20 protein-coding genes are annotated in these 21,788 nt (G+C 70.4%); 14 read left to right on the top strand and 6 right to left on the bottom strand.

Annotated features, from left to right (window positions below; all coding sequences use genetic code 11):
* Window positions 1-11 precede the first annotated feature (11 nt).
* A complete protein-coding gene (locus F8R89_RS16385) occupies window positions 12-605 on the bottom strand; it encodes a hypothetical protein (RefSeq protein ID WP_151784689.1) in 594 nt (197 codons plus the stop codon).
* Between the two features lie 990 nt (window positions 606-1,595).
* Between F8R89_RS16385 and F8R89_RS16380 the strand changes: the two genes are divergently transcribed.
* From F8R89_RS16380 to F8R89_RS16365, 4 genes are all read left to right on the top strand, one after another.
* Window positions 1,596-1,961, top strand: coding sequence for an SCO4402 family protein (locus F8R89_RS16380; protein WP_225994407.1), 366 nt, complete (start codon window positions 1,596-1,598; stop codon window positions 1,959-1,961).
* 275 nt (window positions 1,962-2,236) lie between these two features.
* On the top strand, window positions 2,237-2,707 hold the full coding sequence (locus tag F8R89_RS16375; RefSeq protein WP_151784688.1) for a hypothetical protein: 471 nt from the start codon (window positions 2,237-2,239) through the stop codon (window positions 2,705-2,707).
* Window positions 2,683-3,018 carry a hypothetical protein gene (locus F8R89_RS16370; RefSeq protein WP_151784687.1) on the top strand — a complete coding sequence of 112 codons (336 nt, stop codon included), beginning with the start codon at window positions 2,683-2,685 and terminating at the stop codon, window positions 3,016-3,018. The genes F8R89_RS16375 and F8R89_RS16370 overlap by 25 nt, the downstream gene beginning before the upstream one ends.
* A 350-nt stretch (window positions 3,019-3,368) precedes the next feature.
* The gene (locus tag F8R89_RS16365; RefSeq protein ID WP_151784686.1) at window positions 3,369-3,917 is read left to right on the top strand and encodes a hypothetical protein; all 549 of its coding nucleotides are present in this window, start codon (window positions 3,369-3,371) and stop codon (window positions 3,915-3,917) included.
* 332 nt (window positions 3,918-4,249) lie between these two features.
* Here F8R89_RS16365 and F8R89_RS16355 read toward each other — a convergent pair whose 3' ends face one another.
* Window positions 4,250-5,179, bottom strand: coding sequence for an SDR family NAD(P)-dependent oxidoreductase (locus F8R89_RS16355; RefSeq protein WP_413251257.1), 930 nt, complete (start codon window positions 5,177-5,179; stop codon window positions 4,250-4,252).
* A 126-nt stretch (window positions 5,180-5,305) separates the two neighbouring features.
* Here F8R89_RS16355 and F8R89_RS16350 point away from each other — a divergent pair, with 126 nt between their 5' ends.
* Window positions 5,306-5,971: a TetR/AcrR family transcriptional regulator gene (locus F8R89_RS16350; RefSeq protein ID WP_151784685.1), complete on the top strand. Its 666-nt coding sequence runs from the start codon at window positions 5,306-5,308 to the stop codon at window positions 5,969-5,971.
* 151 nt (window positions 5,972-6,122) lie between these two features.
* Window positions 6,123-8,798 (top strand): SpoIIE family protein phosphatase, encoded by a 2,676-nt coding sequence (locus tag F8R89_RS16345; protein WP_151784684.1) that lies wholly within the window; start codon window positions 6,123-6,125, stop codon window positions 8,796-8,798.
* 319 nt (window positions 8,799-9,117) lie between these two features.
* Here the strand turns inward: F8R89_RS16345 and phoU are convergent, their stop codons facing one another.
* Window positions 9,118-9,819, bottom strand: coding sequence for a phosphate signaling complex protein PhoU (phoU, locus tag F8R89_RS16335; RefSeq protein ID WP_151784682.1), 702 nt, complete (start codon window positions 9,817-9,819; stop codon window positions 9,118-9,120).
* A 490-nt stretch (window positions 9,820-10,309) separates the two neighbouring features.
* Here phoU and F8R89_RS16330 point away from each other — a divergent pair, with 490 nt between their 5' ends.
* Complete coding sequence (locus F8R89_RS16330; RefSeq protein ID WP_151784681.1) at window positions 10,310-11,587, top strand: sensor histidine kinase; 1,278 nt, start codon at window positions 10,310-10,312, stop codon at window positions 11,585-11,587.
* Window positions 11,584-12,264, top strand: coding sequence for a response regulator transcription factor (locus F8R89_RS16325; protein WP_062669081.1), 681 nt, complete (start codon window positions 11,584-11,586; stop codon window positions 12,262-12,264). Before F8R89_RS16330 ends, F8R89_RS16325 begins: the two co-directional genes overlap by 4 nt.
* Before the next feature lie 80 nt (window positions 12,265-12,344).
* Here the strand turns inward: F8R89_RS16325 and F8R89_RS16320 are convergent, their stop codons facing one another.
* Window positions 12,345-13,040 carry a DUF461 domain-containing protein gene (locus tag F8R89_RS16320; protein WP_151784680.1) on the bottom strand — a complete coding sequence of 232 codons (696 nt, stop codon included), beginning with the start codon at window positions 13,038-13,040 and terminating at the stop codon, window positions 12,345-12,347.
* A gap of 615 nt (window positions 13,041-13,655) precedes the next feature.
* Between F8R89_RS16320 and F8R89_RS16310 the strand changes: the two genes are divergently transcribed.
* The 6 genes from F8R89_RS16310 to F8R89_RS16285 all read left to right on the top strand — a co-directional run bounded on the left by F8R89_RS16310 (window position 13,656) and on the right by F8R89_RS16285 (window position 20,053).
* A complete protein-coding gene (locus tag F8R89_RS16310) occupies window positions 13,656-14,138 on the top strand; it encodes a CarD family transcriptional regulator (RefSeq protein ID WP_003953493.1) in 483 nt (160 codons plus the stop codon).
* Window positions 14,139-14,488: 350 nt separating this feature from the next.
* On the top strand, window positions 14,489-15,253 hold the full coding sequence (gene ispD, locus F8R89_RS16305; protein WP_151784679.1) for a 2-C-methyl-D-erythritol 4-phosphate cytidylyltransferase: 765 nt from the start codon (window positions 14,489-14,491) through the stop codon (window positions 15,251-15,253).
* Window positions 15,243-15,749, top strand: a complete 507-nt coding sequence (gene ispF, locus F8R89_RS16300) for a 2-C-methyl-D-erythritol 2,4-cyclodiphosphate synthase (protein ID WP_151784678.1) — start codon at window positions 15,243-15,245, stop codon at window positions 15,747-15,749. Before ispD ends, ispF begins: the two co-directional genes overlap by 11 nt.
* Window positions 15,750-15,827: 78 nt before the next feature.
* Window positions 15,828-17,225, top strand: coding sequence for a cysteine--tRNA ligase (gene cysS / locus F8R89_RS16295; protein ID WP_151784677.1), 1,398 nt, complete (start codon window positions 15,828-15,830; stop codon window positions 17,223-17,225).
* Between the two features lie 99 nt (window positions 17,226-17,324).
* Window positions 17,325-18,266, top strand: coding sequence for a 23S rRNA (guanosine(2251)-2'-O)-methyltransferase RlmB (rlmB, locus tag F8R89_RS16290; protein WP_151784676.1), 942 nt, complete (start codon window positions 17,325-17,327; stop codon window positions 18,264-18,266).
* A 134-nt stretch (window positions 18,267-18,400) separates the two neighbouring features.
* Window positions 18,401-20,053 (top strand): DoxX family protein, encoded by a 1,653-nt coding sequence (locus F8R89_RS16285; RefSeq protein ID WP_151784675.1) that lies wholly within the window; start codon window positions 18,401-18,403, stop codon window positions 20,051-20,053.
* A 256-nt stretch (window positions 20,054-20,309) separates the two neighbouring features.
* On the opposite strand, the gene F8R89_RS16280 is transcribed toward F8R89_RS16285, so the two are convergent.
* Both F8R89_RS16280 and F8R89_RS16275 read right to left on the bottom strand, forming a co-directional pair.
* Window positions 20,310-21,041 (bottom strand): nucleotidyltransferase family protein, encoded by a 732-nt coding sequence (locus F8R89_RS16280; RefSeq protein WP_151784674.1) that lies wholly within the window; start codon window positions 21,039-21,041, stop codon window positions 20,310-20,312.
* Window positions 21,042-21,249: 208 nt separating this feature from the next.
* Window positions 21,250-21,705, bottom strand: coding sequence for a hypothetical protein (locus tag F8R89_RS16275; RefSeq protein WP_151784673.1), 456 nt, complete (start codon window positions 21,703-21,705; stop codon window positions 21,250-21,252).
* Window positions 21,706-21,788: the final 83 nt, after the last annotated feature.

Raw genomic sequence — 21,788 nt, 5'->3', positions numbered from 1 at the left:
GCCGAACGAGGCTAGCTACTACACTCGGGAATCTTCCCGTTGTGTCCCGATGGCTCCATATAGCCGCTGTACATCCAGGCTGTGTATTTGTCCTCCCTCGAACTCTCGAGGTCGGGAGTCGAATGAGGTTGTTCAGTCGGCCACTTGACTTTGTACCACTTGGTAATGCCCTGGCCTTCGCCGCCGTCGTAACCGGAGTCTTTCCAGCATTCAACCCAGACCGTGTGGTGCACGCGGACGAGTCCGACCTGGCGCGCAGAGTCCGGTCCGGGGCAATCGCTGACGTTGCAGGTCCGTACCATTAATCCCTCGTCGCCGGCCTGGGTCACCGTGCGGACGACCTTGTAGGCCCAAGGGCCTACCTCGCTCGGGGCCTTGTCCGTCCGGTAGGTGTTCTCCGGAATCGGCTGGCTCCCCTGGGGACAGTTGACCTTGGCTCCCTGGCAGCGGGGGCCGTCGCCATTGCCGCCCATGTCGCCGCCCACTGACGTTGACGTGTTCGGCTCCTTCTTGTCGCCGTCATCGCTGATGAGCTGCGGGGCGATGATCGTTCCGACGGCCACGATGACAGCGCCGCCAAGTGCAACTTTGTGCCCGGTTTTCATCTTGTCCTTGCCTCTGTGGGACCCATTGGGAAGGATCAGAGTGCACGTCACGGACACATATGGCGAATGTCGATTGGGGTTACACTCGAAATGGCGGTTTAGACCATTTGCAGTAAACGTCTACTCTACGCGCATTGTTAAAGGCTGTTTACAAAAAAAGTCCTGCATCTGGTGGCATATGGGCTGCCCGTGTGGGGGCATTAGATATATCTAGGACGCCGACTCTGTGCTGGACATCACAAGCCCATGGGTACATGTACATGCTAATCTCGCCGGAATAAGCAAGCGCTCCGTCAGTGGCAATTGCCCTCCGCGGTAAAGCGGGCTTCGGCTCACTGAGAGCGGGCGATCGGGGGTGGCTGAGGGGGCGCGGTCAGCCTCAATTCTGTCCCGGGCGGCTCATTCTTGTCCGGTACGCACTTGTGGGTGAGCGCCCGACATGCTTCTGACCTGCGCGCGGACTGATGGGTGGATTCCACGGACCGCTGTGGATCAGACCCGGACAGTTCATGATAAGTCGGTCCTGTGCGATACGTCCGCGGTCGCCTCCGGGGCGTAGGCATCTGTTGTTGCTCTGTGTTCGCAGCGCGGCTCGGCAGAGGTGAAGTGCTCGGGCGGGAGCTCCTCTTCTTGGCCGCAAAAGTATCTCCGGGCCCTGTATAGGCCCTCAAGTAACGGTGAAGGGCGCTTGGCGCGTCAGGACCCGGCTGTGCCACGCGCTCTGCCCGGTCACCTCGCGCACCGCCAAGACCACATCCCTACCGCGGGACCCGCAGTCGACGAGCACCACCTCGTGGTCGGCTCATAGCACACGAGCATGAAGTACTCGGTGGACTCCTCGTCGGACGTCTGGCCCTCCTGCCACGGTGAACGGGAGCGTATGTGCCTTCGAATGATGGCTGACGTCTCTTGGCGTCGTATGAGCTCGACGTCTCAAGCCGGCGGTCAGGCAGTGTCTGCCTGCATCCCGCGGTTTATAGGCTCGGCGCTATGAGCGCAGACGCCCGCGTCATAGCGAACCATCGAGTGCATGTCGTACCCGCGGTCCTGGCTCCGGCCGATCCACCGTGGCAGCGAGATGTCTGGCTCGACCCGTCACTGTTCGAGAACCTGGACCACGTCTTCCACGCGCTCTTCGATGACTTCTGTGACGCCGACGAACCCGAGCGCTTCCTCGGTGCCAGTCTCAGAACCGAGGAAGAGGTCGTCCTCATGCGGGAATGGGCGTCCGCCTCAACGACGCAGCGGTCCAGGCAACCGGGCGGCACGGACGAGGAGTACCTGCGGCCGGCCTGGTGGCCGGAGGTCGTCGCCGTCGCGGGCGCCTCGCTCAGGTCATGGTCGCGAACGACCTGAAGAACCTCGCTGCGCTGCACGAGACCGACCTGCGCCGGTGAGAAACGCGGCGGCCAGGCCATACCTTGTGCCCACCCGGTGGACTGGAGGCGAACACGAACGGGAAGATGATCAACCCGATCGAACGCACTCTTAACTCTGCGGGCGCCCGTTCCTTGATCGGAAATCAGACATTCCGAGAATAGGAATGCGCCACGGAGGAACGTGACCTTCATGGTGACCCTCTTGATCTGCGGCTGACCTGACCATCCAGCCGTGATCAAGGGGGTTTCTCTGTGAAGAAGATCATGACGCTCACTGCCGTCACAGCGTTCGCCGCTTCATTGATGTCGGGGACAGCCAGTGCTGCTCCGATGCCCGTACAGCCGCACCCGTGGGATCACCGGGTCAAGTGTCAGACGGACGACCCTGAGGGCCGACACATCGTCACCCGCTACGGGAACTCGGAGCTGGGCTGGCACCACTTCACCGGCCGCCACAACATCAAGAAATGCTCCACCCTGTACGCGGCCCTCAACGGCCGGGTGGACCGGAATGATCACCACGGACACTTGGAGTACGACGGGGTGGTGTTCGAGACTGGCGTTCCGAGACCACGGCAGGTGAAGTTCACGGTGGTCGTGCAGTACACCCGCAAGACCACGGACGGCCGTTATGATGCCGGTCGCGGTCAGAAGATTGGCGTCATCACGGCGTACTGCCACAACCAACCGGGGAACAAGTGTCCGGCATGGGCCAAGATGTGAATACTCCCGAACGAGGCATCGAGCAGACGGCCGCGGGTCGTCTGCTCGATATCGCGCGCTCCCTCATCACCACTCATGTGCCGTGGAAGCCGCTGTTCATCGGCGCGGTCATCACAGGCGACGACAGCATGCGCCTTTATTTCCGTTCACCCGAGCGCGACCGCACGTACGGTGTGGATGTGCTGACCAGCCATGCAGGGCCCGGCATGCTCGGCTCCCTGGTTTCCCCGGCGTTCCTGGCGAACGAGCATCTTCACCGGCCTTCCGACGATCCGCACTGCGATGTGATCGTGGACCTCACCGACTACTGACGGATGTACGTCGGCCTTCATACGTTCAGCGCCCATACCTGGGGCCAGATGCTGAGCTACTGACAGTCTCGCCGTTGAGGGGAACCGGATGCGCAGGTAAGAGGGGAGTCGTCCGGATTCGGCCGATCTCGCGGTCGTCGGTTGTGGGGGGATCCTGATCGTCGCGGTGGTGTCCCTACCGGGGGTCATCGCGAAGGACGGTCCACTTACGGCTTACATGGCAGTCCTCGGCGCGGTGATCGGAGTCCTCTGGGCGCGACAGAGGCTGCGGCGCTGAAAAGCGAGGGTGAAGCCCTCGCCCCGATACGGCAGTAGTGACGTGCGGCCTGGCATATGCCAAGCTCCACGCCGTGCGCCGTATCTTCACCGCTCGGACCTGGCTGCTGTTCGGGATGAGCGTCGGCCTGGAGTCGTTCGTCGCGGTCACGTGGCTGCCCGGGCCTTCTCCGATCGACGGCAACGGCTGGCCGGTGTTGGTGATCGTGGTGTGCTTCGCGATCTGTGTCTGCGCCATGGCTCCTCTGATCGAGGACAGGAAAAGCAAGAAGAGCTTGCGGGGGAGATCGTTCCTCGGGCGGGACCTCCCGCGCCGGGTTCGGCTGACGGGCGGGCTGCTGATCGCCGCGGCGCTGTTCGCGCAGATTCTGGGGCTGTTCGACGGCGGAGGGGTCCTGGAGTCGCCGCGGAGGTCGGGCGACCGGTACTACGCCAACAACGTGACTCTCTCTCCCCGCGTCGACGTCGAGATACCGCGCAGCCGCTACGAGTTCGAGATCGAGGAGGATCAGCGTGCGATGCTCGGCGTCGGGGGCCTGCTCTGCGCCTGGTTCACCTGGGTCGACCTGACGCAGCGCCCAACGCGCCCTCGGAAAGCCGCGTCCAGGCGGTCGCCATACTGAGCCCGTCCCGGCCGGCGGCTACTCTCCCGTCATGGAGCCGCACCACCCCCTCGTCCGTGACCTCTATCCCGATCTCCTCGCCGAACTCGTCTGCCTCCTGGAGGAGGAAGGGGAACGGGGCTTGGCCCTCTCCGCACGGGACCTGCGGATCGTCGAGGACTGCGGGCGCGGGGACGACTTCTGCCAGAGTTTCCGGACCGCGCCCCATCCGCCGGGGCAGCCGTACGGGCCCGGGCATCGGTGCGTGCCCCTTCTCCCCTCGCGCGGCATGCTGAACCTCGACGTCGTCGACGGCCGGATCATGTACGTCGAGGTGCTGGACCACCCGCCGCTCAGGACGCCGTCGCCACCCGTCCCACCGGGAACGACACCCCCGTCAGTTCCTCCGACACCGTCCACAGACGGTGCATGACCGTCTCGTCGTGTGAGGCGGGGCTGGACGTGACCAGCTTCGGGTAGCCCCGGATCTCGCCGCGCCCGCCGGGGCCGTAGTACTGGCCGCCCGTGACGGCCGGGTCGGTGGCCGCGCGCAGGGTGGGCAGGGCGCCCATGACCGGGCTCTGCGTCAGCAGTGGGGTGAGGCGGCTGACCGGCACCCGCAGCGGCGCCGGGATGTTGCGCAGCAGCTCGGTGTTGGACACCCCGGGATGCGCCGCCGCCGCGATCGTCGTGCCGTGCGGGGCGAGCCGGCGCTGCAGTTCGTACGTGAACAGCAGGTTGGCCAGCTTGGACTGGCCGTAGGCGCCGGCGCGGCTGTACGACCGCTCCCACTGCAGGTCCTCGAAGTGGATCGCGGCCCGGATGCGGTGGCCGACGCTGCTGACGTTGACGACACGCGATCCGGGCACCGGCAGGAGCCGGTCGAGCAGCAGGCCGGTGAGGGCGAAGTGGCCCAGGTGGTTCGTGCCGAACTGCATCTCGAAGCCGTCGGCGGTGGTCTGCTTCGGCGTGTACATCACGCCGGCGTTGTTGATCAGCAGGTCGATGCGTGGATGCGCGGTGCGCAGGTCCGCCGCCGCTGCCCGGACGGAGGCCAGGGAGGTGAGGTCCAGCGCCTGGACCGTGACGTCACCGGCGATACGGGCCGCCGCCCGCGCCCCCTTCTCCACGTCCCGCACGGCCAGGACCACCGTCGCCCCGCGCTCCGCCAGCATCCGGGCGGTCTCGAAGCCGAGCCCGGTGTTGGCGCCGGTCACGATCGCCACCCGGCCGCCCTGGTCGGGGATGTTCTGTTCGGTCCACTTGTCGGTCACGGTCGTCATCGCCGTCTCCTCGGTTCGCCATCGACCGGTAGGCGCGTAAAGAACCGCCGGTCTGTTATGAGTCAGAGCGTAAGGGACCGGTGGTCTGATAGCAAGAGACCAGCGGTCTGTAAGTTAGGCTGAGATGTGACTTTTCAGCGGGCGCGAAGCGAGGAGCAGCGAGAGGCCCGCCGCCGGGCGATCCTGGACACGGCGGCGGCGATGCTCGACGAGATGCCGGTGGCCGAGCTGAGCCTGAACGAGCTCAGCCGGCGCGTGGGCCTGGCCAAGTCGAACGTCCTGCGCTACTTCGAGTCCCGCGAGGCCGTCCTGCTCGAACTCCTCGACGACTTCCTGGGCCTCTGGATCGCCGATCTGGAGGGCGAGCTGGCCGAGGGGATCGACGCGCACGCCACCGCCGAGGTCCGGGCGGCCCGGCTCGCGGAGATCCTGAGCCGGTCGCTCGCGGAGCGTACGGTGCTGTGCGACCTGTTCGGCGCCCAGGGCGGCGTCCTCGAGCGCAACGTCTCCGTCGAGGTCGTCAAGCGGCACAAGCGTGCCTCCCTGGCCCGGCTCGACGCGATGACCGCGCTCCTGCGCCGCCATGTGCCCGAACTGGGCGAGGGTGCCCAGCTGTTCTGCCTGATGGGCCTCGCCACGGCGGGCGCGCTGTCGTCGTACGTCCCCCCGCCGCCCAGCGTCCTCGCCGCCTACGCCGAGGAGCCCGCCCTCGGTGTCCTGCACATCGAGCTGCGCGAGGCCCTGTGGGACGCCTTCACCTCGATGCTCCTGGGGGTCCTCCCGCGCCGATGAAAGCGGTGTGCGGTCGCAGGGCGGAGGACCCGCCCCCGCCCTGTTCCTCCTGCTCAGCCGCCCCGTGCGAGCGCCATCCGCCCTCCGGCCCACCGTCCCTAGCGTGGACACGCCGTAGCCAGCAGAAAACGCCGATGGTACAAATAGCGACATGTCGGACCGATTCGACCGGCGGACGCGGGGATGGCGCTCGCTGGTCGGCAGGAGCCCTCGGAGCGTCGCCGGTCAGGTGTTCGTGCTCCAGGTGGCGCTCGTCCTGCTGCTCGTGGTCTGCGCCGTCGTCGCCCTGATCCTCCAGTCGAGCCGCGACACCCAGACCGAGGCGAAACGCCGTTCCGTCGCCGTGGCCCAGACGTTCGCGCACGCGCCCGGCGTCCTCGCCGCCCTGCGGTCGGAGAGCCCCTCCAAGGTGCTCCAGCCGCTCACCGAGGCCGGGCGCGGCGCCGCCGGCGTCGACTTCATCGTCGTCATGGACACCAACGGCATCCGCTACACGCACCCCTTGCCCGACCGCATCGGCAAGCGGTTCGTCGGCACGATCGAGCCGTCCCTCGCCGGCCAGGTGTACACGGAGAGCGTGCAGGGGCCGCTCGGCAAGGAGGTCCAGGCGACGGTCCCGATCGAGGACGGCGACGGCAAGGTCATCGCCCTCGTCTCGGCCGGGCTGAAGGTCAAGAGCGTGACCGGTGAGGCGTACCGCCAGCTCCCGATCATCCTGGGCGCCGGCGCCGGGGCGCTCGCCGTGACGGCGGGCGGCACCGCCCTCGTGAGCCGGCGGCTGCGGCGCCAGACCCACGCCATGGCCGCGGACGAGATGAACCGCATCTACGAGCACCACGACGCGGTCCTGCACTCGGTGCGCGAGGGCGTGCTGATCGTCGACGACGGCCGGCTGCTGCTCGCCAACGACGAGGCCAGGCGTCTGCTGGAGCTGTCCCCGGACGCGGAGGGCCGGCATGTGGCGGAGCTGTCCGGGCTTGATCCCGAGACGGTCGAGCTGCTCGTCTCCGGCCGCGAGGCCACCGACGAGGTGCACTTCGCGGGCGACCGTCTGCTGGCCATCAACCAGCGGCACACCGACCGGGCCGGCCCGCGCGGCACCGTGGTCACCCTCCGCGACACCACCGAACTGCAGGCGGTCTCCGGCCGCGCCGAGGTCGCCCGGGAACGCCTCAAGCTGCTGTACGACGCGGGCCTCGGTGTCGGCACCACCCTCGACGTGATCGGCACCGCCGAGGAACTGGCCCGGATCGCCGTCCCCCGCTTCGCCGACTTCGTCACCGTCGACCTGGCCGACGGCGTGGTGCAGGGGGAGGAGCCGACGCTCACGGCGACGGACATGCGGCGCGTCGCCGCGCACGGCATCCGCGACGACCACCCGCTCTACGAGGTGGACCGGCTCATCGACTTCCTGCCCACCACCCCGCAGGCCCGCGGCTACGGCAGTGGCCGTTCCGTCCTGGTCGCCGACCTCGCGACCGCCGCCGACTGGCAGGCGCAGGACCCGGAGCGCACCCGGGAGATCCTCGACTACGGCATCCACTCCCTCGTCGCCGCGCCGATCCGGGCCCGCGGCGCCGTCCTGGGCCTGGTCAACTTCTACCGCGGCAAGGAGCACGAGGCGTTCGACAGCGAGGAGCTGTCACTGGCCGAGGAACTGGTGGCGCGGGCCGCGGTCAGCATCGACAACGCCCGCCGCTTCACCCGCGAGCACACCATGGCGGTCACCCTCCAGCGCAGCCTGCTGCCGAGGGAACTGCCCGAGCAGAGCGCGCTGGACGTCGGCTCCCGCTACATACCCGCGCAGTCGGGGGTGAGCGGCGACTGGTTCGACGTGATCCCGCTGCCGGGCAGCCGGGTCGCGATGGTCGTCGGCGACGTCGTCGGGCACGGTCTGCACGCCGCCGCCACCATGGGCCGGCTGCGCACCGCCGTGCACAACTTCTCGACGCTCGACCTGCCCCCCGACGAACTGCTCAGCCACCTCGACGACCTCGTCGGCCGCATCGACCAGGACGAGGCCTGCGCCGACCGGGCCGCCGTCGTCGGCGCCACCTGCCTGTACGCGATCTACGACCCCGTCACCCGCCGCTGCGCCATGGCGCGGGCCGGCCATCCGGCGCCCGCCCTGGTCGCCCCCGACGGCGAGGTCACCTACCCGGACCTGCCGGGCGGGCCGCCGCTCGGCCTCGGCGGGATGCCGTTCCGGACGGCGGAGTTCGACCTGGCCGACGGCACCCAGCTCGCCCTGTACACCGACGGCCTCATCGAGGACCGCTCCCGCGACCTCGACGTCGGCCAGGAGATGCTGCGCCAGGCCCTGACCGGCCATCCCGAGCGGTCGCCGGAGGACAGCTGCCGCGCGGTGGTGGACGCGCTGCTGCCGGCCGGACCGAGGGACGACGTGGCGCTGCTGATCGCCCGGACGAAGGCGCTGCCGGCCGACCACGTGGCCACCTGGGACGTGCCGCCCGACCCGTCCGCCGTGGCGGGCGTGCGCGAGACCGTCTCCGCCCAGCTGGCGGAGTGGGGCCTGGCCGAGCTGGACTTCGTCACGGAACTCGTCCTGAGCGAGCTCGTCACCAACGCCATCCGCTACGGCGGCGAGCCCATCCGGGTACGGCTGATCCGCGACCGCGTGCTGACCTGCGAGGTCTCCGACTCCAGCAGCACCTCACCCCATCTGCGGTACGCGGCGTCGACCGACGAGGGCGGCCGCGGCCTCTTCCTGGTCGCCCAGACGACCGAGCGCTGGGGCACCCGGTACACCTCGCAGGGCAAGGTCATCTGGGCCGAGCAGGCGCTGCCGGGTGCCGTGGACACCTGACCGGCGCCTACGTCCTCACCCGCACTGGCACGGATTGCCGGACTGGCACCCGCACCCGCAGCCCGAGCCGCAACCGCAGGCCCCGAACAGCGGGAGGCTCCGGACGTCGGCGGGCTGCTCGGTCGGGCGTTCGCGCGTGGGGTCGGACTCAGTGGCGGGCGTGCCGGGGGATTCGGCCATGGTCGGTCCCTCCTGGGAGGCTTGTGTGCCTGTGCCCATTGCATGCCCGCCCCGCTGGGCGCATCAACGGCGCACGGAGGCTCGTACGCGCCCGCGCCGGCCCCCGCGAGCCCCACCCGGACCCGCGCACCGGCACGACCTACGCCCCGTCCGCCCCGGGGGCCGGCTGGATCTCGGGCTGGACGTCGGACTGGAGCTCGTCGGCGTGCTCACCGGTGACCAGGTAGACGACCCGCTTGGCGACCGCCACCGCGTGGTCGGCGTACCGCTCGTAGTAGCGGCCGAGCAGCGTCACGTCGACCGCCGTCTCGATGCCGTGCTTCCAGCGCTCGTCCATCAGGTGCTGGAAGAGCGTGCGGTGCAACAGGTCCATCTCGTCGTCGTCCTGCTCCAGCTGCAGCGCGAGGTCCACGTCCTTGGTGACGATCACCTCGGCCGCCTTCGCCATCAGGCGCTGCGCCAGCTGCCCCATCTCCAGGATGGTGGCGTGCAGGTCCTGCGGGATCGCCCGCTCGGGGTAGCGCAGCCGCGTCAGCTTGGCCACGTGCTGGGCCAGGTCGCCGGACCGCTCCAGGTCCGCCGACATGCGCAGGGACGTCACCACGATCCGCAGGTCCGTCGCGACCGGCTGCTGGCGGGCGAGCAGGGCGATGGCCCTGGCCTCCAGATCGTGCTGGAGGTCGTCGACCTTCTGGTCCGCCTCGATGACGCTCTCGGCCAGCTTCAGGTCGGAGTCGAGGATGGCCGTCGTGGCGCGCCCGATCGCCGACCCGGCCAGCCGGGCCATCTCGACCAGTCCGTCGCCGATCGAGTCCAGTTCCTCGTGGTACGCGTCCCGCATCAGGGTCCCTCTCTCACATCTGCCTCGGGGGTGGGCCCGGCAGCCCGTCGTCTCACCGGAAAAACCGCTTTGCCGGGTGTCCGACGGTCCTACGGTCGTGCCCTATGACAGTAGGACCGTCGACAGCCGTACGGTCGGGAGAGAAGACGGTCCGACAGCACTACGGTCGAACAGCCCGACCGTCCGGTCTCCGTACCGTCCGACCTCCCTACCGTCCGACGGCACGACAGTGAGAAGGTCCGACAGCAGTACGGTCCGACGATCCGACGGTCGGGAGAACCATCCGTACGATCGTCGTCCCGGTCCGTCGAAAGCCGCCCGCGGAGCCGCCGTACCGCTCCCGACGGTCCCACGATGCGGGCGGTACGCGTCCGTTTCCGCCACCCCGGGTGAACCGGCCCCGTCTCCCAGGTGAACTCTGGGCGACGAGTGTCGGAGGTCGCACTCCGGCGGCTGTGGGCATGACCTGGGCCATGCCTAACCTGGACGCATGGACGTGAACGCGGCGGTCGCCGCAGCGGCTGCGATCGCCGGGGTGCTCACCGGTGTCATCGCCATGCTGGCGTTCCGCTGGAGCGAACGCGATCTGAAACGCCCCACCCGCACCTCCCTGCACACCGACCCGGTCCTGCCGCCCGGCGTGGACACGGTCCTGTCCGTGCTGCGCTCCTCCGCCGTCGTCCTCGACGAGGGGGACGCCGTGGTCAAGGCCAGCTCGGCGGCGTACGCCCTCGGCCTGGTCCGCGGCGGCCGGCTGTCGGTCGAGCCCATGCTGCAGATGGCCCGCGACACCCGGCGCGACGGCGAGATACGGCAGGTCGAGCTGGACCTGCCGCGGCGCGGCACCGGACGCGGCGAGGCCCTCGCCGTGTCCGCGCGTGTCGCGCCCCTCGGCTCCCGGTTGGTCCTGCTGCTGGTCGAGGACCTCACCGAGGCCCGTCGCATCGAGGCGGTCCGCCGGGACTTCGTCGCCAACGTCAGCCATGAGCTGAAGACGCCGGTCGGCGCGCTCTCCCTGCTCTCCGAGGCCGTCATGGACGCCGCCGACGACCCGGAGGCCGTCGAGCGTTTCGCCGGGCGCATGCAGATCGAGGCGACCCGGCTCACCAACCTGGTGCAGGAGCTCATCGACCTGTCCCGGGTGCAGAACGACGACCCGTTGGAGGACGCCGAGCCCGTCCGGGTGGACGAGCTCGTCGCCGAGGCCATCGACCGCTGCCGGCACGCCGCCGGGACGAAGCAGATCACCATGGCCTCCGGAGGCGCCGCCGACCTCAGGATCTGGGGCAACCGCGGCCAGCTCGCCGCCGCGCTCGGCAACCTCGTGGAGAACGCCGTCAACTACTCGCCCGCCCGCACCCGCGTCGGCATCGCCGCACGCCGGGTCACCGCGCCGGGCGGCGACCACATCGAGATCGCCGTGACCGACCAGGGCATCGGCATCTCGGACAAGGACAAGGAGCGCGTCTTCGAGCGCTTCTACCGCGTCGACCCGGCCCGCTCCCGTGCCACCGGCGGCACCGGCCTGGGTCTGGCGATCGTCAAGCACGTGGCCGCCTCGCACGGCGGGGAGGTCACGGTGTGGAGCTCGGAGGGACAGGGCTCCACCTTCACCCTGCGGCTGCCGGAGGCGGGCGCGTCCCGCGACCGCGCGCAGCAGCAACCCGGTCCCGACGACGAGGCCGGGCCCGCAGCCCCCACGCATTCCCGCACCACCCCCGAGTCAGCCGCGTACGAAACGCTTTCCGCCCCGGAGGTCCATCCGTGACCCGAGTGCTCGTCGTCGAGGACGAGGAGTCCTTCTCCGACGCCCTGTCGTACATGCTCCGCAAGGAGGGCTTCGAGGTCGCGGTCGCGACCACCGGCCCCGACGGACTCGACGAGTTCGAGCGCAACGGCGCCGACCTCGTCCTCCTCGACCTGATGCTGCCGGGGCTGCCCGGTACGGAGGTCTGCCGCCAGCTGCGCGGCCGCTCCAACGTCCCGGTGATCATGGTGACCGCCAAGGACAGCGAGATCGACAAGGTCGTCGGCCTGGAGATAGGCGCCGACGACTACGTCACCAAGCCGTTCTCCTCGCGCGAGCTGGTCGCCCGTATCCGGGCCGTCCTGCGCCGCCGCGGCGAGCCCGAGGAGGTCACCCCGGCCGCCCTGGAGGCGGGCCCCGTCCGGATGGACGTCGACCGGCACGTGGTCACGGTCTCCGGCGCCAAGATCGACCTCCCGCTGAAGGAGTTCGACCTGCTGGAGATGCTCCTGCGCAACGCCGGGCGCGTCCTCACCCGGATGCAGCTCATCGACCGGGTCTGGGGCGCCGACTACGTCGGGGACACCAAGACCCTCGACGTCCACGTCAAGCGGCTGCGCGCCAAGATCGAGCCGGACCCGGGCGCGCCCCGGTACCTGGTGACCGTGCGCGGCCTCGGCTACAAGTTCGAGCCGTAGACCGGTCCGGACCGTACGGACACGCCGAAGGGCGGGACCCCGCGCTCGGGATCCCGCCCTTCGGCGTGTCTACGGCGCTGTCACTGTCCGGCGGCCGACTGGGAGGCGCTGTCGGAGGGCAGCACGGCGTCGCCCGTCTCCTCCGTACCCGCGCCGGCGCCCGCGGTGGAGTCCGCGGAGGCGTCGCCGCTCGGCGTGGCGCCGCCGGCCGGGGTGCCGGTGGCCGAGCCGGACGGCTTGGCGCCCGCCTGCGGGGCGGACGGGATCGCGCTCGGGCCCCAGCTCTCGAAGTAGCCGTCGGCCGGGACGACGAGGGCGCGCAGGCTCACGTCACCGGTCTTGCTGAAGGTGAAGGTGATCGCCTGGGCGTTGCCGTCCTGGATGCTCTCGCGGCCCTTGGGGAGCACCGCGGCGGCGTTGTCCTTGCCGCCGAGGATGAGCGAGCCGCCGGCCGGGATGGTCAGGCTGCCGCCCTTGGCGGGCTTGAGCTCGGCCTCCTCGCCGGAGTCCTTCACCTTGACGGAGTCCAGCGTCTGGGCGGTGTCCCCGGAGTTGAACAGGGTCGCGGAGACGACGGCGGGGCCGGTGGACTCCAGCTCGGGCTGGGTCACCACGATGGCGTTCTGGATCTTGATGGCACCGACGCTGGTGGCCGCGTTGTCCGGCTTGATCTGCAGGGTCTGCGCGTTGTTGCCGGCGGCGCACGCGGCGAGCGACGTCATCGAGAACGCGAGGGCGGCGGCGGCGAGGGCGCCGCGTCGAAGGCTGCTGCTCACGGCGGCGGCAACTCCTTGACTCGAACGGGGCGGGCGCGTGGAGCCGCCCTAAGTGTCTGTCAGCGGCCTCAGGTTACCGAGCCGTTCCCGCGCCGCCGCACCCGACCCTCCCCTGCGCGGCCAACTGCCACCGAAGGTCCCCCTTCCACCACCCGTCCCTTCACCCACTTGTGCTCCGCGCGCGGCATTGCCCGTGAGCTGGTCCGTCATTCACATAAGGAGGCCGCTCGGCGGCTCGCGGCATTTTTGTGAAGGAATGTGCGGACGCCCCGGAATTGATCACCGGACGTACCGCCGACCGGGTTGTGATCAATTCCGGAATCGGCCGGGACCCGACTCGGGGACGCCGAACGGAGTAGCGGAAGTCGCACACATGGAACCGGACATTTGTGTACGTTAGGTCACTCGTGGGCAGGCTCGGGGGTGCGTGACGCGCACGTTTCGGCCCGCCCGCAGAGCCCCTCCGACCTGCGAATACCTGCTTCCGCTCGGCCCGCGCAGCACGTTCCTGTTGGAGTTGTCAAGCCCTGAGATATGCCCTGACCTGCGAAAACGCCATTCAGAACCGCCCGTTTCCGTGTTACCCTGGATAGCCACGGAAGGGGTACCTGTCACATGACGTTCAAGGTTGGCGACACCGTGGTCTATCCCCATCACGGGGCCGCGCTGATCGAGGCTATCGAAACTCGTCAGATCAAAGGCGTGGACAAGACCTACTTGGTGCTGAAGGTCGCCCAGGGTGACCTGACGGTACGTGTGCCAGCGGACAATGCGGAGTTCGTCGGCGTACGTGATGTGGTCGGTCAGGACGGGCTGGACCGGGTCTTCGAGGTGCTGCGCGCGCCGTACGCCGAGGAGCCCACGAACTGGTCGCGTCGTTACAAGGCAAATCTGGAGAAGCTCGCCTCCGGCGATGTCATCAAGGTCGCGGAAGTCGTGCGTGACCTGTGGCGTCGTGAGCGCGAGCGCGGACTGTCCGCCGGTGAGAAGCGCATGCTCGCCAAGGCCCGGCAGATCCTGGTGAGCGAGCTCGCCCTCGCGGAGAACACGAACGAGGACAAGGCCGAGGCCCTGCTCGACGAGGTCCTCGCGTCCTGACGCGGTCCATCCGCCTCAGCTCAGCACCAGCCAGTGCTGTGTGATCGCAGCTGTGTGATCGACAAAAGGTGTGATCGACCAGAGTTGTGATCCAAAAAAGTGCCGCGGTGCCCGATGACCCTCCAGTCGCCGGGCGCTGCGGCACGTTCGCACCTGCGCTGACGTCTGATCTCGGGGGCGCCCCCGATACTGGACGTGCCGGGCCCGGGCAGCTGGCTCGACCGACTGTCACGGAAGGGTCCGGTCAAGGTGTCGCGCCCGGCACTCCCCCAGCTCAGGCTGACGCTCGAGCAGGGGGCACGCCCAGGCCATACCCACCTGGGCCGAGCACACAAACCTGACAGGAACCGATGTCCGACGAATCGCGTCCCTCGCCCCCGCAAGAGCGCGCCGGCACCCGTACGGCCGTCGTGATCCCGGCCGCCGGACGGGGTGTGCGCCTCGGTCCGGGCGCCCCCAAGGCGCTCCGCGCGCTGAACGGCACGCCCATGCTCATCCACGCCGTCCGCGCCATGGCGGCCTCGCGTTCCGTCTCGCTCGTGGTCGTCGTGGCCCCGCCCGACGGAGCCCCCGAGGTCAAGAGCCTGCTCGACGCGCACGCGCTGCCCGAGAGGACCGACTTCCTGGTCGTGCCCGGCGGCGAGTCCCGGCAGGAGTCCGTCCGGCTCGGCCTGGACGCGCTGCCGCCGGACCAGGACATCGTCCTGGTGCACGACGCGGCCCGCCCGCTGGTCCCCGTCGACACCGTGGACGCCGTCATCGAGGCCGTCCGCGACGGCGCCCCGGCCGTCGTGCCCGCCCTGCCGCTCGCCGACACGGTCAAGGAGGTCGAGCCCGCCGAGGTGCCCGGCACCCCCGAACCGGTGGTGGCCACCCCGTCGCGCGCCCGGCTGCGCGCGGTGCAGACCCCGCAGGGCTTCGACCGCGCCACGCTGGTCCGCGCGCACGAGACCGTGACCGAGGACGTCACCGACGACGCGAGCATGGTCGAGCGGCTCGGCCTGACCGTCGTGGTCGTGCCCGGCCACGAGGAGGCCTTCAAGGTCACCCGCCCCCTGGACCTGGTGCTCGCCGAGGCGGTCCTCGCCCGCAGGAGGCTCAACGATGGCTTCTGAGACGTTCCCGCCGCTGCCCCGGGTCGGCATCGGCACCGACATCCACGCCTTCGAGGACGGCCGCGACCTGTGGTGCGCCGGCCTGAAGTGGGAGGGGGAGGGCCCCGGACTCGCGGGTCACTCCGACGCGGACGTCGTCGCGCACGCCGCGTGCAACGCGCTGTTCTCGGCGGCCGGGCTCGGCGACCTCGGACAGCACTTCGGCACCGGGCGCCCCGAGTGGTCGGGGGCGCCGGGGACCGTCCTGCTGACGGAGGCCGCCCGGATCGTGCGCGAGGCCGGCTTCCGGATCGGGAACATCGCCGTGCAGGTCGTCGGCCCCCGCCCGAAGATCGGCAAGCGCCGCGACGAGGCCCAGAAGGTCCTCTCCGAGGCGGCGGGCGCACCGGTGTCGGTGTCGGGCGCGACGACGGACGGCCTGGGCTTCCCCGGCCGGGACGAGGGGCTGATGGCCGTGGCGACGGCGCTGGTCGTGCGGGTCGCCGGGGACGGCTGACGGCGGCCGCGGCGCGGGACGGCGGCGAATCGCCGCCAAGGCACCGGGCAGTGGGATCGGCCCACTACCCTAGGTGTCGTGACTATTCGGCTGTACGACACCAGCGCCCGGCAGATCCGTGACTTCACCCCGCTCAAGCCGGGCTGTGTCTCGATCTACCTCTGTGGCGCCACCGTGCAGGCCGCGCCGCACATCGGGCACATCCGCTCCGGTCTCAACTTCGACATCATGCGCCGCTGGTTCGCGTACCGCGGCTATGACGTGACCTTCATCAGGAACGTCACGGACATCGACGACAAGATCATCACCAAGTCCGTGGAACAGGGCCGTCCCTGGTGGGCCATCGGCTACGAGAACGAGCGCGCCTTCACCGACGGCTACACCGCCCTCGGCTGCCTCCCGCCGACGTACGAGCCGCGCGCCACCGGCCACATCACCGAGATGGTCGAGATGATGCGCGGCCTCATCCAGCGCGGGCACGCCTACGAGGCGGACGGCAGCGTCTACTTCGACGTCCGCTCCTGGCCCTCCTACCTGGAGCTGTCCCGGCAGGACCTCGACGAGATGCGCCAGCCCCCCGAGGACGGCATCACCGGCAAGCGGGACCCGCGCGACTTCGCGATGTGGAAGGCCGCCAAGCCCGGTGAGCCCGACTGGGAGACGCCGTGGGGCCGGGGCCGTCCCGGCTGGCACCTGGAGTGCTCGGCGATGGCCCACAAGTACCTGGGCTCCGCCTTCGACATCCACGGCGGCGGACTCGACCTGATCTTCCCGCACCACGAGAACGAGATCGCCCAGGCCAAGGCCTACGGCGACGACTTCGCCCGGTACTGGGTGCACAACGCCTGGGTCACCATGAGCGGCGAGAAGATGTCGAAGTCCCTCGGCAACAGCGTGCTGGTGTCCGAGATGGTCAAGCAGTGGCGCCCGATCGTCCTGCGCTACTACCTCGGCACCCCGCACTACCGCTCGACCATCGAGTACAGCGAGGAGGCCCTGCGCGAGGCCGAGTCCGCGTTCGCCCGGATCGAGGGCTTCGTGCAGCGCGTCGTGGAGAAGGCCGGCGCCGTCGAGCCCTCCGCCGACGTGCCGCCCGCGTTCGCCGAGGCCATGGACGACGACCTCGGCGTCCCGCAGGCGCTCGCGGTCGTGCACACGACGGTCCGGCAGGGCAACAGCGCGCTGGCCGCCGACGACAAGGAGGCCGCCGTGGCGCGCCTCGCCGAGGTGCGGGCGATGCTCGGTGTGTTGGGTCTCGACCCGCTCGACCCGCACTGGGCCGGTGAGACCGACCGGGGCGAGGATCTGCACGGCGTCGTGGACACCCTCGTCCGGATGGTCCTGGACCAGCGCGAGGCGGCCCGCTCCCGCAAGGACTGGGCGACCGCGGACGCCATCCGCGACCAGCTCAACCAGTCCGGGCTCGTCATCGAGGACAGCCCGCAGGGTCCGCGCTGGAGCCTCGGCCCGCGCTGACCGGACCGGCTCCCGGGAAGATCGATTGTGCCGCCCGGCCCTCCGGGCGGCACACTGCACAGTACGTACTTTCGAACGCTCACGACAGACAGGTAGGTCATGGCCGCGAACAACCGCCGCATGTCCGGCAAGAAGGGCGCGCAGGTCGGCAGTGGCGGCCAGCGACGCAAGGGTCTCGAGGGCCGGGGTCCGACGCCGCCCGCCGAGATGCGCAAGGGGCACAAGAAGAACCGCGTCGCCAACGCCAAGGCGAAGCAGACCGTGCGCCGTCCCACGCCGCGCGGCCGCGGCGGCAAGGGCACCTCGGAGCTGGTCGTCGGCCGCAACCCCGTCGTCGAGGCGCTGCGCGAGGGCGTGCCCGCCAGCACCCTCTACGTGCAGCAGTTCATCGACAACGACGAGCGCGTCCGCGAGGCCCTCCAGCTCGCCGCCGAGCGCGGCGGCATCAACCTGATGGAGGCCCCGCGCCCCGAGCTGGACCGTATGACGAACGGCCTGAACCACCAGGGCCTCGTCCTGCAGGTCCCGCCGTACGAGTACGCGCACCCCGAGGACCTGGCGGGCGCCGCCGCCGACGCCGGCGAGGACCCGCTCATCGTCGCGCTCGACGGCGTGACCGACCCGCGCAACCTGGGCGCGGTCGTGCGCTCGGTCTCCGCGTTCGGCGGTCACGGCGTGGTCGTGCCCGAGCGGCGCGCGGCAGGCATGACGGCCGGTGCCTGGAAGACGTCCGCCGGTACGGCGGCCCGCACGCCGGTCGCCCGGGCGACGAACCTGACCCGGGCGCTGGAGGCGTACAAGAAGGCGGGTCTCGTGGTCGTCGGTCTCGCCGCCGACGGGGAGGCCGACCTCGGCGAGCTGGAGGCCCTGGACGGCCCGGTCGTCATCGTCGTCGGCAGCGAGGGCAAGGGCCTGTCGCGGCTGGTCGGCGAGACGTGCGACGTCCGGGTGCGCATCCCGATGCCCGGTGGCGCCGAGTCCCTCAACGCCGGTGTGGCGGCGGGGATCGTGCTGTACGAGGCGGCCCGCAGGCGTCGCTGAACACCTGTCCGTGGGGTCACCCGTGCGGGCTAATTGTGCTGACAGTGGTGCGACCTGCGCATCCTTGACGGGGTCCGGACAGATCGGACCGGTCAAGGCAGTGTCCTAACCTCGCGTCACTCGGTTAGTTGAGTGTGGACACCAGAACACCCCGCACTCCCACGGGGGACCGCTCGTCGGGATACGACGACGCTCCCGCGCTGAGCATGGTGAAGGTGCCGAGCGATCCGGCGCAGATCATCGTCAATCACGCGAGCTTCCGCGTGCTGCTGGGCGCGTCCACCGGGCGCCCCACGTCCCAGCGGATCGCACGGCACCTGAGCGCCACCGAGGACCCCGCCCGCGTGCCCGCCGCAAGCGCCGCGGGCGCGGCGGCCGGCGCCCGGCGCCGGGTGTCCGTCTGGAACGGCATGTCGGCGCCCGACGACACCGGCGCCCACCGCCTCCTCCAGGCCGCCCGGGACGGCAGCGTCCGGCACGGTGACGAACCGGACCCCTACGGCGGCGGCACCCAGGTCATCCCGCGCGTCGACGTCGGCGCCGGCTATGCCGGCGGCTACGGCGACGGCGGCTACGACGACGACCTGACCCGGACCGTCGAGACCCCGATCGTGGGCGCGCAGCGCACGCACGACGAGTCCCTGGAGACCCGTCTGCTGCCCCACATGCGCACGGTCGAGAGCGCGTACGACGAGGAATTCGCTTACACCGCCGACGACTTCGGCCCGCACGACGACGACGGCGAGCCGGACGACGGGACCGAGGCGGCGCCCAGGCGCTCCGGCGACGACCCCGCCCGCCACGCGTACTACCCCGGACGCCGGATGAACCTCGGCGTCGTCCTGCTCCCGCTGCGCGTCTTCCTCGGCTTCATCTCGATCTACGCCGGCATGGGCAAGCTGTGCGACCCCGTCTACTTCGACGGCGGCAAGCGCGGCTCCATGGTGACCTGGCTCAACACCCTGCATCCGTGGGAAGTCGCCGAGCCGCTGCGCCAGTTCGCGCTCGCGCACCCGGTCGGCTCGGGCCTCGTGATCGCCTTCTTCCAGGTCATCGTCGGCGTCCTCACGGTCCTCGGCTGCTGGCAGCGGGTCGCCGCGGTCGTCGGCGCCCTGCTGTCCGCCGCGCTGCTGGTCACCGTCAGCTGGAAGAGCGTCCCGGCCTACGACGCGCCCGACATCATCTACCTCGCCGCCTGGTCCCCGCTGATCATCGCCGGCGCGCCCGTCTACTCCATCGACGGACGCCTCGCGGGCATGGCCTGGCGCCGGCTCGGCCCCCGCTCCGACATCTGGGAGCTGCGGCAGTACGTGCTGCGCCGCGGCGCCCTGATCACGGCGCTCGTCACCGGGCTGACCCTGCTCGTCGGCTCCCTGCTCGGCGGTGCCGTCCGCGACGCCGACCGTGTGGTGGTGCCCGGCCCGGGAGAGGCCCCGCGCAACGAGCTCCCCGGCTCGCCCCTGCCGCAGGAGCCGCACAAGCGGCACCGGAAGACGCCGTCGGCCTCCAACTCGCCGACGCAGGGCGCCACGTCGGGCGCCGCGTCCCCGTCCGGCGCCGCGAGCGCCCCGGGCGCCACCCGGGACACCGGCTCGACCGGGGCCGGGACGCCCAGCCAGACGCAGGGGACGGCCGGGCAGGCGCCGCCCCAGCAGTCGTCGCCGACCGACCAGGAGCCCGGCACCACCGACCCGACGTCCGGCGGCCCGACCTCCGGCGGAGGCGGCTCCACGGGCGGCGGCTCCGAGCCGGACCGGCCCGGACTGGTGGGCGGTCTGCTCGGCTAGTGCTGTGACCGGGAAGGTTCGCCGGGAAGCTCGTGGCGTCCGGTGCGGTGCATCGCAAGGCGGAGCATGACCCGCGTACTGGATGTACTCGGGTCATGCGACAACGCGGCGAGGTGCCGTGCCGGGCGCCGCGAGCCGGTGAACTTTTCCGGTCACAGCACTAGCTGGCACCGCAGGACGCCGAAGGGGCCTCGGACATCTCGTCCGGGGCCCCTTCTCCGCTGTGGGGGCCGTCGTACGGCCGCCGAGGGGGCGTTCAGCGGCCCAGGGCCGCCAGTTCCTTCGCGGCCTCCGTGAGGTCCTTCGCGGTGTCGATGGCCCTCCAGTACGCGCCCTGCGGGATCGGGAAGCCGTACAGGCGCTGCTCGCGGGCGAGATGGGGGAACGTGGTGCGCTCGTGGTCGCCGCGTTCGGGCAGCAGGCCGGCGAAGGCGGGGGAGAAGACGTAGACGCCCGCGTTGATCTCGAAGGTCGACGGCGGGGCCTCGATGAAGTCCGTGATGTGCCCGAAGCCGTCCGTCTTCACGGCGCCCCAGGGGATACGCGGCCGCGCGAGGGCGAGGGTGGCGACGGCGTCACGCTCGGCGTGGAAGTCGGCCATGTCGCGCAGCGAGAAACGCGTCCAGATGTCGCCGTTGGTGGCGTACCAGGGCTGGTCGGGGTGCGGGAGATGTGCGGCGGCATACTTCAGACCGCCGCCGCGACCGAGGGGCTCGGTCTCGACGACGGTCGTGACGCGCACAGGCAGGTCCGCCGACTTCAGCCAGTCCTGGAGCACCTCCGCGAGATGCCCACAGCTGATCACGACGTCCGTCACGCCCTCCTCGGCGAGCCAGACGAGCTGATGGCCGATGATCGGCGTCCCCGTGCCGGGGATCTCGACCATCGGCTTGGGCCGGTCGTCGGTGTACGGGCGCAGCCGGGTGCCCTGGCCACCGGCCAGGACGACGGCTTGAACGGGGCGGGACGCGGCGTTCGGATCAGTCATGACCGCACTGTACGCGGCGCCCCGCTCCCGGCATGCGCGGGAAACCTGCCCGCCATCGGCCGTAACCGTCCGGAAGCGAGCCGGCCGGCGGCGCTTAGGCCGTGTCCGCAAAGTCCCGCCTGCCGAGCGGTGTCCGGCACGCCGAGAGCACGCACCGGACACCGCTCGGCCGCCCTACGGGCGAACGACGGGACTTTACGGACACGACCTAGCGGTGGGCGGTCGCCACCCCCGACGCGAAGGCGGTGTCGCAGACGGGCCGGGCGAACGACTGCGCGCGGTTCGGGCCGTACGCGTGGACCGCGGCGCGGCCGAGGGCGCGGGCGATGGACGCGCAGTGCCGGCCCAGCGACGGACGCTCGTCGACCGCCTGCTGGAGATGGGTCAGGGCGACCCCGGGGTTCTTCTCCTGCAGTTCGGTCAGCAGCCGGTCGCGCAGCACGTCCTGCGGAGCGCGCGGGGCGGCGTTCTTCGCACCGCCGACGGTCGTGACGTCGGTCGCCGTGAGCACCGAGTCGGAGTTCCCCGTCCAGTTGACCCGGGTGACCGCGAGTGTCCCGGAGAGCACCAGGACGACGGGCAGGACGAGGGCGAGAGTGCGGCCGAGCTGGCGGGCGGGGCCCCGGTGGCCGCGTCGTGTCTGTTGGGTGGTGGAGTGCTTCACGCGAGTGAGGGTAGCGTTCAGTGCGGATATGGCGACATTTAGTCACCGGTTCGAGGGACGGCCAGTCCCCTTTCGTGGGTTGC

It is taken from the genome of Streptomyces sp. SS1-1 (genome assembly GCF_008973465.1).
Taxonomy (GTDB): domain Bacteria; phylum Actinomycetota; class Actinomycetes; order Streptomycetales; family Streptomycetaceae; genus Streptomyces.
This window is presented reverse-complemented; position numbering and strand designations above follow the sequence as displayed.